Source organism: Sphingopyxis sp. BE235 (assembly GCF_031457175.1).
In the GTDB taxonomy this organism is placed as follows: domain Bacteria; phylum Pseudomonadota; class Alphaproteobacteria; order Sphingomonadales; family Sphingomonadaceae; genus Sphingopyxis.
Map to the genome: position 1 here is coordinate 361,803 of NZ_JAVDWC010000002.1, position 18,738 is coordinate 380,540.

Genomic DNA, 18,738 nt, shown 5'->3' on the forward strand with positions numbered 1-18,738 from the left:
GCCAACGGAAATTAGAAAGGGCGCCTCCGGCAACGGGGCGCCCTTTTCTATGTCAGTTCCATTTGGCGAGCGGCGGCAGGCTCATCAGAATCGCGTCGATATTGCCCCCGGTCTTCAGGCCGAACAACGTGCCGCGGTCATAGACGAGGTTGAACTCGGCATAACGCCCGCGCCAGATGAGCTGTTCCTCGCGTTCGGCCTCGGTAAAGGGCAGGCCCATTCGGCGCCGCACGATCTGCGGGAAGATGTCGAGAAAGGCTTCACCGACCGCCTGCGTCAGCTGGAAGTTTCGGTCGAACTCGGCATCGTCGCCGCATTCGAGATGGTCGTAGAAAATCCCGCCGACGCCGCGATGGACGCCGCGATGCGGGATATAGAAATAATCCTCGGCCCATTTGGCGTAACGTTCGTAAACGTCGGGGCCAAAGGGCGCGCAGGCGGCGCGCAGCCGCGCGTGAAAGGCGTCGGTGTCCTCGGCATAGGGAATCGGCGGGTTGAGATCGGCGCCGCCGCCGAACCAGCGCTTTGTCGTCGCAAGGAAGCGCGTATTCATATGCACCGCGGGAACGTGCGGGTTCGCCATATGCGCGACAAGGCTGATTCCGGTCGCGAAGAAGCTCGGGTCTTCGCCCGCGCCATGGATCGACCCGGCAAAGTCGGGGGCAAACTCGCCCGCGACGGTCGATACGTTGACGCCGACCTTTTCGAACACTTTGCCGGTCATCACGCCGCGCACGCCGCCGCCGCCTTCGCCCGGCGCCAGCCCATCGGCCTCGCGGTCCCACGGCGTATAGGCAAAGCGCGCGTCGCTGCCGGCCTCGGCCTCGATCTTCTCGAATTCGGCACAGATTCGGTCGCGGAGCGATTCGAACCAGTTACGTGCCGTCTGTTGCTGCGGGTCGAGCGAGATCATGCCGGAAAGCCTTTCGTTTGCCTGAGCGCTTCGGCGAGCGCGATGCCAGCCGCGACCGCGACATTCAAGGAGCGAAAGCCCTCACGCATGGGAATTGCGACCCGTGCCGTGGCCGCATCATGGACATAAGGCGGCACGCCCGAGGATTCGGCGCCGAGCAACAGCAGGTCGCCGGGCTCGAACGTAAAGGCGGGCAGGGGCGTCGCCCCCGCGGTGGTCAACAGTACGAGCCTCCGAGCCGCCTCGGCGCGCCAGTGCATGAAGTCATTCCAATCGGCGTGCCGGCGCACATTGGCGCGCACCGCATAATCCATTCCCGCGCGCTTCAGCGCGGCGTCGCCAAACGGGAATCCGCATGGCTCGATGATATGCGCGGGCGCGCCGAAGCAGGCGGCGGTGCGCAATATGGTGCCGACATTACCGGCGATGTCCGGCTGAAACAGGGCGATTTCCATGGTGCCCCCATAAAGGCGAAGGCGCCGGGAATCGAGAGGCTTGGCGGCCGTCGCTTGGTACAGTGCGTTATGCGGAAATTGCCTGTTGGCAAGCCCGGACAGTGCGGCTATCAGGCCCGCAATTCCCGGAGGGGCCGCCGGGTTGTGCGCTTTCGTGCGCGTGCAACAGGGCGGCCATAACTTCGAGAACTTTTGTTAGTTCACCCATGCAAGGGCAGTCGAATGGCCAGTGAATCTGAACTCAACGCCGGTATCGAGGATGGCGTACGCCGCCGGGATTTCATCAATATTGCGGCGGTGAGTTTCGCTGGTGTCGGTGCGGTCGCCGTGGTGCTGCCGCTGCTCAACCAGATGAACCCGTCGGCCGACGTGCTCGCGCTGTCGACGACCGAAATCGACATTTCGGCGATCCAGCCTGGCCAGGCGATCAAGACCAGCTGGCGCAAGCAGCCGGTGTTCGTGCGCAACCTCGTCGCCAAGGAAATCGCCGAAGCCAAGGCGGTTCCGCTGGGCGACCTGCGCGATCCCGAAACGATCGACCAGCGCACCAAGCCCGGCAAGGAAAACTGGCTGATCACGCTGGGCGTCTGCACGCACCTCGGTTGCGTGCCGCTCGGTGCGGCCGAAGGCGAGAACAAAGGCGATTTCGGCGGTTATTTCTGCCCGTGCCACGGTTCGCATTATGACACCGCGGCGCGCATCCGTAAGGGTCCGGCACCCAAGAATCTGGTTGTGCCGCCCTATGAATTCAACAGCGACACCGTCGTGACGATCGGCTGAGGAGCGAGATAAGATGAGCTTTCCCTGGGCCAAACCCTATGAGCCGACGCATCCGCTGATGAAGTGGATGGACGAGAAGCTGCCGATTCCGCGCCTCGTCTACAATGCCACGGGCCCCGGCTATCCGGTCCCGCGCAACCTCAACTATTTCTGGAACTTCGGCGTCCTCGCCGGCGCCGCGCTGATGATCCAGATCATCACCGGTATCGTTCTGGCGATGCACTATGCCGCGAACGCGAGCGTCGCGTTCAACTCGGTCGAGCATATCATGCGCGACGTGAATGCCGGCTGGTTCATCCGCTACGCTCATATGAACGGCGCGAGCATGTTCTTCATCGTCGTCTATCTGCACATCTTCCGCGGCCTCTATTACGGTTCGTACAAGGCGCCGCGCGAAATGGTGTGGCTGCTCGGCGTCGTGATCTTCCTCCTCATGATGGCAACCGCCTTCATGGGCTATGTGCTTCCGTGGGGCCAGATGAGCTTCTGGGGCGCGCAGGTGATCACCGGCTTCTTCTCGGCGATACCGATCGTCGGCGAACCGGTGCGCGAATGGCTGCTCGGCGGCTTCGTCCCCGATAACGCGACGCTCAACCGCTTCTTCTCGCTGCACTATCTGCTGCCGTTCGTGATCCTGGGTGTCATCATCCTGCACATCTGGGCGCTGCACATCCCGGGTTCGTCGAACCCGACGGGCATCGAGGTGAAGGACGAACAGGACACCGTCCCGTTCCACCCCTATTACACCGCAAAGGACGGCTTCGGCGTCGGCATCTTCCTGCTGATCTTCGTGGCGCTGACCTTCTTCAGCCCGAATGCGCTCGGCCATGCCGACAACTATATCCCGGCGAACTCGCTTTCGACCCCGGCGCATATCGTTCCCGAATGGTATTTCCTGCCCTTCTACGCGATCCTGAAGGCCTTCACCTTCAACTTCCTGTGGATCGACGCAAAGCTGTGGGGCGTCATCGCGATGTTCGGCTCGATCGCTTTGCTGTTCTTCCTGCCCTGGCTCGACAGCTCGCCGATCAAGTCGTCGAACTATCGTCCGCTGTACCGCTGGTTCTTCTGGATCCTCGTCCTGGACGTGTTCATCCTCGGCTTCTGCGGCATGCAGCCGGCTGAACAGCCCTATGTGATCGCAAGCCAAATCGGCGCAATCTATTATTTCGCGCACTTCCTGGTGATCCTGCCGATCGTGTCGCGGATCGAACGCCCGCTTCCGATGCCGAATTCGATCACCGAAGCGGTCCTCGCCAAACACGCCACCGACACCTCGTCGGCTTCGGCAACGGCCTGAGCGCCGGACTTTAATAGGAGCTGATACAGCCATGGTTCGTCCGCTCGGTTTTCTCGTCGGCCTCGGTTTCATCACCGCGCTGGTGCTCGCGATCTTCACGACGCCGCTCAGCAATGAAGCCAATGTCGCGCACGAGTTTCACAAACGCCCCCGGCATCTGAAGCTGGCCAGCGATGGCATCGTCCTGCCGCATTGGGACAAGGCCCAGCTGCAGCGCGGGATGCAGGTGTACAAGGAGGTCTGCTCGGCCTGCCACAGCCTGCATCTTGTCGCCTTCCGCGACATTGCGGACCTCGGCTACACCGAAGGCCAGATCAAGACCTTCGCCAAGGGCTTCCAGGTTCCGTCGGTCAACCCCGACACGGGTGAACCGGCGACGCGCGATGGCCTGCCGTCGGATTATTTTCCGTCGCCCTATGCGAACGAAGTCGCCGCGCGCGCCGCGAACAACAACGCGCTGCCGCCAGATCTTTCGCTGATCACCAAGGCGCGCGAAGGCGGCAAGGATTATGTCTATTCGCTGCTGACGGGCTTCCAGAACCCGCCGAAGAATCTGCCGGCAGAACTGAAGCCGGGCACGGGGCTGCACTACAACCCCTATTTCGCGAACCTCAACCTCGCGATGGCCCCGCCGCTGGCTCCGAACCAGGTCACATATGCCGATGGCACCAAGGCGACCGTCGACCAGATGTCGAAGGACGTCACGGCGTTCCTCGTCTGGACCGCCGAGCCGAAGCTGATCAAGCGCATCCAGGTGGGTTATGCAGTCTTCTTCTTCCTGCTGATCTTCACCGTGCTGACGTACCTGTCGTACCGGAACATCTGGGCCGACAAGAAACATTGAGGGCATAGGGGAGGGCGGCCAACATGATCGCCCTCCCGCCCCAGCCGGACCTCGACCTCGCGTCGCTCGTCCGCACCATCCCGGACTTTCCAAAGCCGGGCATTCAATTCCACGATATCACGACGCTGATCGGCGACGCCGCTGGTTTCGCCGAAAGCGTGCGCCGACTGAGCGCGCTCGCCACCATCCATCGGCCCGATTTCATCGCCGCGGTCGAGGCGCGCGGGTTCCTGTTCGGCGCGGCTATGGCGACCGCGATGGGGCTTGGCGTCGTTCCCGTGCGCAAGGCTGGCAAGCTCCCCGGCGTCACCATCGGCGTCGACTATGCACTCGAATATGGCGTCGATCGCCTCGAACTGCACGAAGGTGCGGTGCTGCCCGGCCACCGCGTCGTCCTTGTCGACGACCTGCTGGCGACCGGCGGCACGATCCTCGCGACCGCCGCGTTGATGCGGAGCGTCGGCGCCGAGGTTGCGGCGGCACTATTCGTGATCGATCTGCCCGATCTGGGCGGATCACGGCGGCTCGAGGCTGCGGGTCTGACCTGTGAGACGCTGATCGCGTTCGACGGCGACTAAGCGGCGCCCTTTGCCGCCAGGGCGATAGCTTCGATTTCGATTCGAAAGCCGAAATGCAGAGGGCCGGTGGGGACCACGCTTCGCGCGGGGCGCGTCGCCCCGAAAAACTGGCCATAAACCGCATCCAGTTCGTCCCAGTCGGCCATGTCGCCGAGATAAACGGTCGTCTTGATCACCCGCGTCAGATCCGTGCCAGCGTCCTGAAGGACGGATTTCAGGTTTTGGAGCGTCTGTTCCGCCTGCGCTCTGAAGGGGGCATCGGCCAGCGACGTATCGCGGCCCGGCAGCAGCGGCAGCTGCCCGGACACGAAAATGAGGCCGCCACCGACCGCGAAGGGTGAATAATGCGGGCCGCCAGCAGGTTGCGTTGTCATGTCGTCGATCCTCCCGATCAGCTGCGACCACGCCCTATCATCGGCGCAAAGAAAAAGCCCGCGCCGAAGCGCGGGCTGTCGCCCCCGTGGCAAGCGGGTTGTTCTTAAAAGGGCACCCAGTTCTGTTTTTTGCGGAACTTCATATAGCCGGCGTTCACGCCAAGTCGCGCGCCGACGCCGACGCGGATCGGGATCAGGACGACGTCGCCGCGGCGCATATAGCTCGCGTTGAAGCCGCCGACCAGATAGGCGGCGCCTTCACCCGCGGGATAGCGCTTGTACAGATCCTCGCTGTCGAACAGGTTATAGACGAGGACAAAGGTGTTGCCGGCATTGGCGCCGGCGTCGAACCCGATCGACGGGCCGGTCCAGTAAGCGGGCAGCTCGCCCTCGACCTTGTGATGCAGCGTGCCCGAGCCATAGCGCACGCCGAGCACGAGCGCGCCGCCGGCTTCGCGCCCGACGATATAGGCGTTGGGTTCGCCCTGCTTCTTCAAAATATCCTCGATCAGCCCGGCAAGGCCTTGCGCGCCCTTGCCGAACACGCCTTCGGCGGCGCCGATCAGATCGTCCTTCTTGTAGGTCGAGCCGGGTGCCGCCACGACGGTCGCCGCCGAAACGTCGGCGCTGGCTGCGGCGCCGTCCACGGGCGGCGTCTCGCTGGTCTGCTGGTCGCCGGTGGCAAGGTCGCTGTCGTACGATGTGCCGGCCGTCGAATCGCTCGATACCGGTGGCGGCGCCGGGTTGTCGAGATCGGAATCGATCGCCGTGTTGTTGGGATCGACTTCGCGCATCTGCGCGGCTGCCGGAAGCGGCGTCAGCGCGAGGCCGAGCGATGCCATTGCTGCCAAGGCAAGGCTGGTGAACGTTTTCCGCATATTGGACCCCCAAAGATCGAGTGACGCACGCGCGCCGAAATCTGCGTTAATCATGACTCGCTTTCGGCTGCGGGCAATGAACCGGCGATGACTTGAGTCGAATTTACGCCGGACCGAATCATCCGGGCGACGAAATGCCTGCTTCGACCCCAAAATTGCACAATCTTTGCCGTTGCGGGGTGCGAAGTGCATGGCTATAGCGACCCGCCTAGGCCAGACTGTCGTTAGCGCGACAGGCCATGCGGAGACGTGGGTGAGTGGCTGAAACCAACGGTTTGCTAAACCGTCGTACTGGTAAATCCGGTACCGAGGGTTCGAATCCCTCCGTCTCCGCCACTATTTTCCTAATTATAATCCGATTAATTGGGGGCCTCCGTGCCAACTTGTTACGGTTAGTTCCGGTAATCGGATAATTCCGGTTCGCGGAAGGCGCGGCGTTCGCGGTTTGATCGGCGGGGTTCCTGCCAACTGCACCGAGGATGCGAATCCCGGCCTTCTTGATTTCGTGAATAATGAGTTCATACTCACCGGACCGGCAACAGCTTCCCTTGATGCGGGGGTTTGTTTTGGGGGCGTGCCTGGCGATGACCGTGGGGGGCTCCGCTGCCAATTGGTGCGACATGCGCGTCCTGATCATAGAGGACAACGATCGCCTGGCGGGGCTCGTTTCGCATGGCCTGGCTCAGCATGGATTCAGCGGGGACGGCGTCGGGAATCTCGACGAAGCCGAGGTCGCTCTTGCCAGCGTGACATATGATGCGATCATTCTGGACCTCGGGCTACCCGATGGTGACGGGCTCGAATGGTTGCGCCGCGACCGGCCGGGTCATCCCCTGCCGCCCGTCCTGATCCTGACAGCGCGCGACGGAATGGGGGATCGGGTCGCCGGTCTTGATGGCGGGGCGGATGACTATCTGGTCAAACCCGTCGAAATCGAGGAACTGGCCGCCCGCCTTCGTGCGCTCCTGCGCCGGCCGGGAACGCGCAGCCTGCCGATCATCAGGGCTGGGAAGCTGGCATTCGACGTGGCGGCGCGGACGGCGCGGAGCGGCGACAACGCCATCGAACTGACCCGCCGCGAAGCCGATTTGCTGGAACTGCTGATCCGGCGGGCCGGGGCGGTTGTGCGCCGATCGACCATCGAGGAAGCGCTGTACCGGTTCGACGAACCGGTGACGCCCAATGCGGTCGAGGCCATTGTGTCCCGGCTTCGCCATAAGCTCAGCGATGCCGATCATCCCGACCGGCTCGTGACCGTCCGCGGAATGGGCTATCTGCTCCGGGACTACGGGGATTAAAGCGCCGCATTCCGTATCGCGCCGCCTGACGCGCGGCCTGGCATGGACGGGCGCGTTTGGCGGTCTGGCGCTGATCATTTTCGTCAGTTTCGATGTCGAGGTCATGCTCGAGCAAAAGTCGGCGTCGGATGGCTGGCGCGGCGAATGGCTTGAAATCGCTGAACATGTCGTCCTGCCGCTCCTCCTGCTTATGGTGCCGATGTTTTTCGCGGTCCGATGGGTCATCCGGACATCGCTCGCCCCGCTGGGCACGGCGGCTGCCCGCATGGATTCGGTGGTGGGCACCGACCGCGGCTTCCGTGTCAATCTTGAGGAATTTCCGCTCGAAACACAGCCCTTTGCGCGCGCGCTGAACGATCTGCTGGCACGCCTGGACGATGTTGCGGAGCAGCGCGAGGCCTTTGCCGCCAATGTCGCCCACGAACTGCGGACGCCGCTGGCGATCCTGATGATCGAGCTGGACCGGCTGGGTTCGCCCGACGCGCTCAGGCTCAAGAAGGACGTTGCCGCGATGAAGCGGCTTGTCGGTCAGATCATGATGATGGCGCAGGTGGAAGCGCATGTGGCGCGCCCCGTCTCCCACGATGTCGTTTCGCTTTCCGATGTGGCGATGGACGTGACCAACCGCTTTGCCCCGCTGGCGGCCGAGCAGGGCAGGCACGTCGCGTTGGCGGTCGAGGGCGAACCCATGGTTTCCGGAATCAGGGAAACGCTCGCGGCGGCGGTGTCGAACCTGGTGGAGAATGCGCTGCGCGTGACCCCCGAGGGCGGAACGGTCGTGATCGCGGTCGGCCCGGATGCCCGCATTTGTGTCAGGGACGAGGGGGCTGGCTTGTCGGCTGCGGACCTTGCCGCGCTCAGCCCGCGCTTCGCTCGCGCCGATCATGCGAACGCTGGCGGGGCGGGCCTGGGCCTCGCGATCGTGGCGCGAATTGCCGAAATCCACCATGCCAGGCTGACTACCAATCCTCACCGAAAAGAAATTGGCCTGTTATTTCAAGGCGCCCACCAAATTGGTGAACAATCTGATCGTCAGCTAAGTTAACCGTCAGGTTGGCGTCAGCTTAGGCGCATAATCTTAACAGGACCGATTCGTTTCATAACAAAAAGAGTGCCTTCTCGCTCGGGTCGCGGCGGCGGGAAATGGTCAAGCGGGCGTATGTTTGTCGGCGCGTGCCTAGGCAAGTACCCGTGGGGGGCAAATCCGTGACGAATGCAACAGGTGAGATTTTGGTTGCGGATAGTCATCCGCTTTGCCGCGAAGGATTGACTACACTTTTCGCGCGAAATCTCGGCCTGCCCAATCTGATCGAAGCCTGGGACTTTCCGTCTGTCATCACACGAATGGCGGCGCGGCGATCGATCGATCTTGTGACGATCGATCTCGGCCTGCCGGGGATGCACAAGCGCGAAGGCTTGCGCGATCTGCGCGTTAAATATCCCAATGTCCGCGTCGTCGTCGTGACTGCGTCCCGCGACCGCGAGATGGTGCTCGACGCGCTGGCGGCCGGCGTCCACGGCTATATCCCAAAGGATTTTCCGGTCCACGAGATGGCGGACGCATTAAGAAAGGTGCTGGCGGGGCAGATATATGTTCCGCCTTTCCTGTCCGATTTGAATGCCCGGAAGGCGAGCCTCGCCGATGAGGATGGCGCCGCGCACGAGACGGCGCTGACCGGGCGTCAATTCGAGGTTCTGAACCTCCTCGCCGCCGGGCGCTCGAACAAGGAAATCGCGCGGCTTCTGTGCATCGCCGAGGGAACGGTGAAGGTTCATATCGCCGCCGCATTTCGTATGCTGGGTGTACACAACCGGGTCAGCGCGGTCGCCGTGATGCAGGCGCGGGCATTCAATGACAGCGCGGATGAGACATATCTGCCCGGCCTTCTCGAAGAGAAACGCGGAAGGCCGATGTTGCAGCGCAATTTTAACGGGGTTTCCCAAATCTCGTACAGGCGCTAAGCGGCGTTTCATCGCCATTCGCGGGCCATTTTCGCGCCCGCCCCAAACCAGCTTCCCTTCCGTCTTTTGCCTTGCCAGCCTGCCAAGGGCCCCTTGGCCTGCGCCTTGCCCGATCGTCACCTATATAAAAAGTACTATATAGATTGTGACATCGTAATAGAGCGCGTGAATATAGAACGGCGGGAACGTAATAGGTCGCCAGTCCAACTCGACGGCGGCGCTCCTTAAGACTTAGCTTGCAACTACAAAATCCGCAGATCGACCGCGTATTGCGAGTCGAAGCCGAGCCGGTTGGTGGGCGGCGTGTGCGGGTTTACTGCAGGGAGGTAAGCATGGTTACGTACATCCGCAGCGATCTCGAATTCATTCTCGATCAGATCAAGATTGCCGAAGCGCATGCCGCTGGGCAGCCGCTTTACGGGCCGGGTGGGCTTATCCCCGCGTATAATCTTTCCTTCGGATTGCGTGCGGTCGACGGCAGCAACAACCATCTGCTCCCGGGCCAGGAACAATGGGGCGCGTCCAACGTGCAGTTCCCGTCATTGCTCGATCCGGTTTACCGGCCGGCGGACGGCACCGTGTTCGATCCCGACGGGCCTGGCGGCGCGCCGCCGATGCCGACGGCGCCCAACTACAATCCGTCCAACAATCCGAACTCGCTCGTCTTCGACAGCAGCCTGCGGACAATCTCCAACCTGCTCGTCGATCAGACGCTGGGCAATCCCGCCGCGATCCTCGAGGGGCTGGACCGGGCGGGTAGTGCTGATCCGCTGACAGATCTGGCGGCGATTACGGCGATCTATCAGACCTTCAAACCGGCGTCCGACGCCGAATATCAGGCGCGCGTGGTCAAGGAGAACGCACGGGTCGCAGCCAATGAGCTGGACGATGGCGACCCCCTTACGCCGCCGAGTGCGGCGGAACAGGCTGCGCTGGATGCGCTGGCCGCCGCGACCGCCGCGCATGACGTGACCGTCGCCGATCTGGAGGCCGCGCGCGTCGTTCGCGACGCCGCGCTTGTGCCCTATGGTCTCGCGATGGACGGCGACAACGTCCATCTTCCGAATGTTTCGCCCGACGTGGGCCTGTCGGCCTCGTTCAACTCGTGGTTCACCCTGTTCGGCCAATTCTTCGATCATGGTCTCGATCTGGTCAACAAGGGGGGCAGCGGCACCGTCTTCATTCCGCTCCAGCCCGACGATCCGCTTTATGTCCCGGGCAGCCCCACCAACTTCATGGTGCTGACGCGCGCCACGGTTTCGGCGGGCGCCGACAACATCATGGGAACCGCCGACGATGTGCGGCCGGTCAACACGACGACCTCCTATGTCGATCAGAACCAGACCTATGCTTCGCACGCGTCGCATCAGGTGTTCCTGCGCCAATATGAAGTGAACGCGGCGGGCCATCCGGTTGCGACCGGCAAGCTGATCGAGGGCGCCGGCGGCTCCCCCGGCGGCATGGCGACATGGGCCGAGGTCAAGGAACAGGCGCTGATGCTCGGCATCCTGCTCACCGATCAGGACGTGGGCAAGGTGCCCCTGCTGCGCACCGACGCCTACGGCAATTTCATCCCCAACGCTGCGGGCTATGCGCAGGTGATCACGGGTGTCGGCGGCGACGGGATTCCGAACACGGCCGACGACGTCGTGATTTCGGGTACGCCGTTGGCGCCGGTGGGTCTTGCCACCGCGATTCGCACCAACAGCGCCTTCCTCGCCGATATCGCCCACACCGCGGTGCCGAACGGCATCGAAGACGGCGACATCACGATCGGCCTGCTGAACCCCGGCAACAACCCGGCGGTTTATGACGATGAACTGCTCGACGCCCACTTCATGGCGGGCGACGGCCGGGTGAACGAGAATATCGGCCTGACCGCGGTCCACCATGTCTTCCATGCCGAACATAACCGCCTGGTCGAGCACACCAAGGAGGTCGTCCTGGCAACCGGCGACCTTGCGTTCCTCAACGAATGGCTGGCGGATGACGTCGCGGCCCTCCCAACGACGCCGGGGCAGGTCGCTGCGCTGGTGTGGGACGGCGAACGCCTGTTCCAGGCCGCGAAATTCGGCACCGAGATGCAATATCAGCACCTCGTGTTCGAGGAATTCGCGCGCAAGATCCAGCCTCAGGTCGACTTCTTCATCGTGCCCGACGGGTTCGACACCACGATCAACCCCGACATCGTCGCCGAATTCGCGCACGTCGTCTATCGCTTCGGCCACTCGATGCTGACCGAAGATATATCCCGGTTCGGCCCGACCTTCACGCCCGACGACATCAGCCTGATCGATGGCTTCCTCAATCCCACGGCGTTCAACGGGGTTAACGGTGTCATCGCGGACGGGTTGGCAGCGGGCGACATCATCCGCGGCATGACTCGTCAGGTCGGCAACGAGATCGACGAATTCGTCACCAGCGCGCTGCGCAACAACCTGCTGGGCCTGCCGCTCGATCTGGCGACGATCAACCTTGCCCGCGGCCGCGACACCGGCGTCCCCTCGCTGAACGCCGCGCGCCGCGAATTCTATGAGGTGACGAACAACGACGCGCGGCTGAAACCCTATGAAAGCTGGGTCGACTTCGCCGGCAATCTCAAGAATGAGGCGTCGATCATCAACTTCGTCGCGGCTTATGGCACGCATTCGCTGATCACCGGCGAAACGACGGTAGAGGGCAAGCGCGCTGCGGCGATGGCGATCATCTTCGGTACCGATCAGACGGTGCTGGGCGATCCCGACGATCCGCTGGACGATCGCGTCATCCTGGCGGCCGATGCGCCCGATGCGTTCGACTTCCTCAACGGCGAAGGCGCCTGGACCAGCGGTCCGAACGGGGTCACGATCACCGGCCTCGACAATGTCGACCTGTGGATCGGCGGCCTTGCCGAAAAGATCCTGCCCTTTGGCGGCATGCTCGGCTCCACCTTCAACTTCGTCTTCGAAGTGCAGATGGAACAGCTGCAGAATGCCGACCGCTTCTATTATCTCCAGCGTCTCGACGGCCTGCACCTGTTCAGCGAGATGGAAGGCAACAGCTTCGCCGGGATGATCATGCGCAACACCAATGCGACGCATCTTCCCTCCGACGTCTTCTCGACGCCCGGACTGATCCTGGAGGTCGACCGGACGCGGCAGTTCAACGATCTCAATGGCGACGGTGTGCTGGAGAGCACCGACCCGACCGGCGGCGGCATCCTGACCCCGCTTGTCGTCCGCAATAACCCCGGAACCGTCGGTCCCGACACCAACTATCTGCGCTATACGGGCGATCAGCATGTGGTGCTGGGCGGCACCGAGGGCGCCGACATCATCATTGCCAGCGAAGGCGACGACACGATCTTCGGCGATGGCGGTAACGATACGCTCGAAGGCGGCGCCGGCAACGACATCATCAATGCCGGTGCGGGGGACGACGTCGTCCGCGACATCGGCGGTGACGACAATGTCAAGCTTGGCGACGGGCATGACGTGATCAACACCGGACCGGGCCTCGACCTGGTGCTCGGTGGGCGCGGGCAGGACTTCATCGTTCTCGGCAGCGACGCCGGGTCGGAAGTCTTCGCCGGTGAAGGCAATGACTTCATCCTTGGCAATATCACCGCCGAACGCATCCTCGGCAACGAGGGCGACGACTGGATCGAGCATGGCACCTTCGACGGCGCGCCCGGCGACAATTTCGACGAAATTTTCGCGCAGGACGGGGTCGTGGGCCATGACGTGTTCTTCGGGCTTGGCGGCTTCGACGAGTTCATCGCCGAAGGCGGCGACGACATCATGGTCGGCAGCCCGGGTCGCGCCAAGATGGCCGGCATGTCGGGTTGGGACTGGGCGATTTATAAGGATAACAGCGCCGGCACCGATGCCGACCTGACGCGCGGGATCGTGTTCGACGAGAATCCGACGCCGCCGCCAAATGCGACGCAGGACGCCTATGAAAGCGTCGAAGGGCTGTCGGGGTCGCGGTTCAACGATGTCCTGTCGGGCTCCAACATCACCGCGGCAGAACGCGCGCCGTTCGATCCCGATCCGGCGATCAGCGGATCGGAAGGCTATACGGGAAGCAATCTCGACGCCGCGGGCATCGCCCGGATCGCCGGGCTGCAGGCCGTGGTCGGAGCGGGCGTCACGTCGTATAACGCCGGCGATATCATCCTCGGCGGCGACGGCAGCGACCTCATCCGCGGTAATGCCGGCGATGATATCATCGATGGCGATAAATGGCTGAACGTGCGGATCAGCGTTCGCCAGAATGTCGGTCCCGATGGCGGCACCGGTGCGGAAATCGCCACGGCCAACAGCATGAGCGAGCTGGTGACGCGGATGTTCAACCGGACATTCAATCCGGGACAGCTTGTGATCGTCCGCGAAATCCTGACCGACACGACCGCGGGCGACACGGACATCGCTGTGTTCTCCGACCTCAGGGCTAATTACGACATCACCTATAATGCCAATGGCACGATCAGCGTGGCGCATGCGCGCGGCACGCAGCTCGACGGCACCGACAATTTGCGCAACATCGAACGCATGCGGTTCTCCGACGTCGAGATCGCGGTCAACGCGCCGGCGACGGGCCAGCCCGTCATCAGCGACCTGACGCCGAGAGAAGGGCTGCAGCTGACCGTCAATAACGCGGCGATTGCTGACCCGAACGGGCTCGGCGCCTTCAGCTACCAATGGCAGCAGTCGATCGACGGCGTGACCTGGAACAATATTGCCGGGGCCACCGCTGCGACGTTCACGCCCGACGACAATGCCGGCCAGGTGTTCGGCGACCAGGCCGGGCTTCGGCTGCGCGTCGCGGTGAGCTTCACCGATGGCGGTGGCACGGCCGAACAGGTCATATCCGCCGCGACCGGGCCGACCGGGGTCAACTGGGACGGCAATGGCGCCAACAACAGCCTGGTCGGTACGGCCGGCGACGACACCGGCGACGGTGGCGGCGGCAATGATGTACTGTCGGGCAACGACGGCAATGATACGCTGAACGGTGATGGCGGCAACGACACCGTCTCCGGCGGTCTTGGCAACGACGCGCTGACCGGCGGGGCAGGGAATGACACACTGACCGGCGGCGCGGGCAACGACAGCATCAACGGCAATGGCGACAACGACGTGGCGGTGTTCGCCGGACCGGTCGGAAACTATAGCGTCACGACCACCGGAACATCACTTGTCGTCACCGACAACACCGGCGCCGAGGGTGTCGATACGGTGAGCAATGTCGAAACGCTGCGGTTCAATGGCGTCAACTATGCGGTTGTCGCCGGCACCGCTGGCAACAACAACAACCTCAATGGCGCTGGCGGTGCCGCGGGCTCGCAGGCGGTGTTCGGATTTGCGGGCACCGATACGCTCAACGGTGGTGCCGGCAACGACATCGTCAATGGCGGCGACGGGACCGATACCATAACGCAGACCGGATCCACCGGTGGCAGGGATCTGGTCGATGGCGGCGCGGGCACGGATACATTCGTGCTCAACGGCGTGGCGGGAGCGGAAACCTTCCGTATCTATGCCCGGGCCGCAGCCGAAGCTGCGGGCATGACCGGACTGAATGCCAACACCGAAATCGTCGTCACGCGCAACGGCACCGGGAACGCGCAGATCGTGGCCGAACTCGACAATATCGAGGAGATCAACGTCAACGCCCTGAATGTGACGTCGCCCGGAGGCGTCCCGCCGGGCGGTACGGGAGGGAACGGTGGCGACACGATCCTCGTCATCGGCGATTTCAACCCGACCAGCCTCAACTTCAATACGATCACCGTCAACGGTGGCCGGGGCGCCGATACCGTCGATATATCCGGACTGACCTCCGCGCATCGGCTGGTATTCAATACCGGCGGCGGCGCCGATCAGTTTATCGGTGACGCCCGGGCCCAGGACGTCGTCAATTCCGGCAGTTCCGGAAATGGCCACGGTGGCGGTTCCGTCCATCAGCAGGACAACCCCTTGCAGATGATCCGGGCACTGATGGACGACTGGATGGAAGCGAACGGGCGCTCCAGCCTCCGCGATGTCCGGCACTATTTCGACACGGATTATCTCTTTTCATAACCAGCTTGGCGTCGGGACCTCCCCCCCTCCCGGCGCCATTTTTTTCCGATAATAAGGGAGGATTGCATGCGCCTGTTCTGGATGCCCGTTCCACCGGCATTGTCAGAAGCCGTCCGCGCCTGTCGGACTCACTTCATCCTTGCAGCAACATTCAGTGCGCTGATCAACATCCTCTATCTCGCACCGACCATCTACATGATGCAGGTCTATGACCGGGTTGTGCCGACCAATGGCGTATTGACGCTGGTCTTCATCACCGTCGTCGTCGGCGTTGCGATCGCCACGCTGTCGGCGCTCGATGCGATCCGGGTGCGGTTGATGGCCCGTGCGTCGCTGCGCCTCGACCGATTGCTCTCGGGCGAGATATTGGATCGGCTGCTCGCGCGGTCGCGCGCGCGGCCCGGCGACCCTTCGACCCATCAGGCGATGCGCGAATTCGACCTCTTGCGTCAATCGCTTGCGGGACCGGCGGCGACCGCCTTGTTCGACGTCCCGTGGACGCCGCTGTATCTCTTGGTGGCCTTTCTCATTCACCCGATTTTGGGAGTGCTGGTGCTCGGTGCCGGATGCGTGCTGGTCACGCTTGCGATCGCCAATGAAAGGCGCAGCAAGGCAAAGGCCGAAGAGGCGCATCACGCCAATGCGGCGGCCTATGAATCGCACGAAGCGATGCTGCGCAGGGCCGAGATCGTACGCGCGCTCGGGATGCGGCGCGCGCTGGTCTCGCGCCATATCCAGCAGCGCAGCGTCGGCCTGAATGCCGTCGCCGATCTCCAGTTTTCGGGCAGCCGCTACAATTCGCTCGTCAAATTCGTGCGGATGTTCATGCAATCCTTCGCGCTGGGCGTTGGCGCATGGCTCGCCATCAACGGGCAGATTTCGGTCGGCGCAATCATCGCCGCCTCGGTGCTGCTCAGCCGCGCGCTGCAGCCGATCGAGCAGCTTGTTGGCCTCTGGCCGAACATCGTCCAGTCGCGCCAGGCGATTCAGACGCTCGACAGGCTGTTCGATCAAGCGACCGGTCCGGTGGTACGCACCACCTTGCCCGATCCAGAGGGGCAGGTGGAGCTTCAGGGCGTTGTCGTCCGTAATGCCGACGGCAGTGCGATCCTGCTCAAGAATATTTTCCTGAAACTCGCCCCCGGCGAGGTGCTGGGTATTGTCGGCCCGTCCGGGGCGGGCAAGACGACCCTCGCGCGTGTCGTCGCCGGCGCGCTGCCGCCCGACCTCGGCGAAATCAGGATCGATGGCGCCAGCATGGCCGATTGGGATCCCGAAGAGCTTGCGCAACATATCGGTTATCTTCCGCAGGATTGCGGCCTTCTCCCCGGAACGATCAGCGAGAACGTCTCGCGCTTCGGTGCCGCGCGCGGTGTTCCGCAGGCGGAGGTTGACGAGGAGGTCGTAAGGGCCGCGCGCATGGCCGGCGTCCACGAGATGATCCTGCATCTGCCAGGCGGTTACGACACCTGTATCGAAGGCAATGGCCACAGGCTGTCGGCGGGACAGGCGCAACGCGTCGCGCTGGCGCGCGCGCTCTATGGCAGCCCGCGCATCCTCGTTCTCGACGAGCCGAACTCGGCGCTCGACAGCGATGGCGAGGAAGCGCTGTCGCGGGCGATCGGTGCGGCAAAGCTGCATGGCGCGGCGATCATGATCGTTGCCCATCGCGCGGCCGTTCTGGCCAGCGCCGACCGGCTGGCGATCCTCGCCGACGGTGCGGTCGTGGGGGTGGGGCCACGCGACGAAATCCTCCAGGCGCTGCAGAATTCCGCGGCAAAGCAGAATGTTGTTCCAATCCATGAAGGAGCGCGGCCATGACCGACATGACCTGGAAGCCCCCGACGGGTGGCGATCGCCCCTCGGGGCATGATTCCGCCGATCGCCCGCATCGCGAACTGCGCATCGGCGGCCTGATCGTGGCCTTCTTCTTTGTCGGCATGCTCGGCTGGGCGTCGCTGACCCCGCTCGATGCGGGCGCCTATGCGCCCGGCGTGATCGCGGTGTCGGGCAGTCGTCAGGCGGTGCAGCACCGCGAAGGCGGCATCGTTACCGAACTCCATGTTGTCGAGGGGCAAACGGTCAAAAAGGGCGAGCCGCTCCTCACGATCTCGGCATCCGAACTGGTCGCGGCCGAACGCGGACTGACCGGCGAAGTAATCGCCCTGCTGGCGCAACGCGCGCGTCTGGTTGCCGAACTCGGCGGCCTGCGAAGCGTCGCCGAACCGGCGGAATTTGCCTCGCTGGCGCCCGAAAACCGGGAGTTGGCGGCCGAAGCCTTGCGCGGTCAGCGCCAGCTGTTCGAAGCGCGGCGCAATTCGGTGCATACACAGCGCAACGTGTTGCGCCAGCGGATGCGCCAGCATTCGGAACAGATCAACGGCTACAGCTACCAGATGAATTCCAACAAGGTGCAGCAACAGCTGATCGGCGAAGAGCTGGACGGGCTGCGCACCCTGCTTCCGAAAGGCTTTGTATCGATCAACCGGGTTCGCGGCATGGAACGATCGGCGGCTGAACTCGACGGCTCCTACGGCGCGTATCGTGCCGACATCGCCCGCTCCTCCGAAGCGATCGGCGAGGCGCAGATGCAGATGGTCGGCATCGACAAGCAGATGCTCGAAGAGGTGGCGACACAGAAGCAGGCGGGGCAGGTTCGCCTCGACGAACTTCAGCCCAAGCTGATCGCGGTGCGCGAACAGCTGGCCCGGTCGACGGTGCGTGCTCCTGCCAGCGGCCGGGTCGTGGGGCTCAAGGTCTTCACCGTCGGCGGCGTCGTTTCGGCGGGCGACACATTGATGGAGATCGTTCCGCAAGACCGCGCCCTCGTCATCGATGGCAAGGCTTCGCCGACCGATGCCGACGATCTTGCGCCGGGGATGGAGACGCAGATCCGCTTTACCGCGTTGCAGGAACGCAATCTGCCGATCCTCGTCGGTCAAATTTCCAAGATTTCGGCCGACAGCTTCGAGGACGAGCGTTCGGGCATGCGCTATTTCAAGATCGAGCTGGTCGTGCCGCCCAGCGAACTCGCGAAACTCCGGCGTGTTCGCGAGGATGGCGGGCTTCGTGCCGGCCTGCCCGTCGACATCATGATCCCGCTGCGCAAGCGGACGGCGCTCTCCTATCTCATCGAACCGCTCACCCAGACGCTTTGGATGGCCGGGCGCGAGAATTAGGCGCCGGCCCATCGGCCGGAAATCGGCGGCATAATTCTTCATACGGCCGACGATCCGGAATCATATTGTAATTGCGAATCGTTCTCGATAATGGCCATGCATCCTTTTGCTG

At 63.2% G+C, this 18,738-nt stretch carries 14 protein-coding genes and 1 tRNA gene; 11 read left to right on the forward strand and 4 right to left on the reverse strand.

Annotation, left to right across the window (positions count from 1 at the left end; all coding sequences use genetic code 11):
• Window positions 1-52 precede the first annotated feature (52 nt).
• Window positions 53-913: an oxygen-dependent coproporphyrinogen oxidase gene (hemF, locus tag J2X38_RS08960; RefSeq protein WP_058538010.1), complete on the reverse strand. Its 861-nt coding sequence runs from the start codon at window positions 911-913 to the stop codon at window positions 53-55.
• Window positions 910-1,368, reverse strand: coding sequence for a tRNA (cytidine(34)-2'-O)-methyltransferase (locus tag J2X38_RS08965; RefSeq protein WP_056374350.1), 459 nt, complete (start codon window positions 1,366-1,368; stop codon window positions 910-912). Before J2X38_RS08965 ends, hemF begins: the two co-directional genes overlap by 4 nt.
• A gap of 222 nt (window positions 1,369-1,590) precedes the next feature.
• On the opposite strand from J2X38_RS08965, the gene petA reads away from it, so the two are divergent.
• The 4 genes from petA to J2X38_RS08985 are packed head-to-tail and all read left to right on the forward strand — an operon-like array spanning window position 1,591 to window position 4,870.
• Window positions 1,591-2,148, forward strand: coding sequence for a ubiquinol-cytochrome c reductase iron-sulfur subunit (gene petA, locus J2X38_RS08970; protein ID WP_056374353.1), 558 nt, complete (start codon window positions 1,591-1,593; stop codon window positions 2,146-2,148).
• 13 nt (window positions 2,149-2,161) lie between these two features.
• Entirely contained in the window at window positions 2,162-3,448 is a 1,287-nt protein-coding gene (locus J2X38_RS08975) for a cytochrome b/b6 (RefSeq protein ID WP_310253311.1), read from the forward strand.
• 31 nt (window positions 3,449-3,479) lie between these two features.
• The gene (locus J2X38_RS08980) at window positions 3,480-4,292 is read left to right on the forward strand and encodes a cytochrome c1 (RefSeq protein WP_310253313.1); all 813 of its coding nucleotides are present in this window, start codon (window positions 3,480-3,482) and stop codon (window positions 4,290-4,292) included.
• Window positions 4,293-4,315: 23 nt separating this feature from the next.
• Window positions 4,316-4,870, forward strand: coding sequence for an adenine phosphoribosyltransferase (locus tag J2X38_RS08985; RefSeq protein WP_310253315.1), 555 nt, complete (start codon window positions 4,316-4,318; stop codon window positions 4,868-4,870).
• Here J2X38_RS08985 and J2X38_RS08990 read toward each other — a convergent pair.
• Together J2X38_RS08990 and J2X38_RS08995 are read right to left on the reverse strand one after the other, a co-directional pair.
• The gene (locus J2X38_RS08990) at window positions 4,867-5,244 is read right to left on the reverse strand and encodes a RidA family protein (protein ID WP_058538006.1); all 378 of its coding nucleotides are present in this window, start codon (window positions 5,242-5,244) and stop codon (window positions 4,867-4,869) included. The two genes, J2X38_RS08985 and J2X38_RS08990, sit on opposite strands and share 4 nt — an antisense overlap.
• A 104-nt stretch (window positions 5,245-5,348) precedes the next feature.
• Window positions 5,349-6,122, reverse strand: a complete 774-nt coding sequence (locus J2X38_RS08995; RefSeq protein ID WP_310253318.1) for a DUF1134 domain-containing protein — start codon at window positions 6,120-6,122, stop codon at window positions 5,349-5,351.
• A gap of 243 nt (window positions 6,123-6,365) precedes the next feature.
• Between J2X38_RS08995 and J2X38_RS09000 the strand changes: the two genes are divergently transcribed.
• The 7 genes from J2X38_RS09000 (at window position 6,366) to J2X38_RS09030 (ending at window position 18,626) form a co-directional block, all read left to right on the forward strand.
• Window positions 6,366-6,458: transfer RNA gene (locus tag J2X38_RS09000), tRNA-Ser, on the forward strand.
• 284 nt (window positions 6,459-6,742) lie between these two features.
• Window positions 6,743-7,420, forward strand: coding sequence for a response regulator transcription factor (locus J2X38_RS09005; RefSeq protein WP_310253322.1), 678 nt, complete (start codon window positions 6,743-6,745; stop codon window positions 7,418-7,420).
• Window positions 7,421-7,523: 103 nt separating this feature from the next.
• Window positions 7,524-8,465: an ATP-binding protein gene (locus tag J2X38_RS09010; protein WP_310253324.1), complete on the forward strand. Its 942-nt coding sequence runs from the start codon at window positions 7,524-7,526 to the stop codon at window positions 8,463-8,465.
• Between the two features lie 98 nt (window positions 8,466-8,563).
• Window positions 8,564-9,382 carry a response regulator transcription factor gene (locus J2X38_RS09015; protein WP_082639405.1) on the forward strand — a complete coding sequence of 273 codons (819 nt, stop codon included), beginning with the start codon at window positions 8,564-8,566 and terminating at the stop codon, window positions 9,380-9,382.
• 332 nt (window positions 9,383-9,714) lie between these two features.
• Window positions 9,715-15,447: a peroxidase family protein gene (locus tag J2X38_RS09020; RefSeq protein WP_310253327.1), complete on the forward strand. Its 5,733-nt coding sequence runs from the start codon at window positions 9,715-9,717 to the stop codon at window positions 15,445-15,447.
• 66 nt (window positions 15,448-15,513) lie between these two features.
• Window positions 15,514-17,268 carry a type I secretion system permease/ATPase gene (locus J2X38_RS09025; RefSeq protein WP_310253328.1) on the forward strand — a complete coding sequence of 585 codons (1,755 nt, stop codon included), beginning with the start codon at window positions 15,514-15,516 and terminating at the stop codon, window positions 17,266-17,268.
• The gene (locus J2X38_RS09030) at window positions 17,265-18,626 is read left to right on the forward strand and encodes an HlyD family type I secretion periplasmic adaptor subunit (RefSeq protein ID WP_058538000.1); all 1,362 of its coding nucleotides are present in this window, start codon (window positions 17,265-17,267) and stop codon (window positions 18,624-18,626) included. Before J2X38_RS09025 ends, J2X38_RS09030 begins: the two co-directional genes overlap by 4 nt.
• Window positions 18,627-18,738 lie beyond the last annotated feature (112 nt).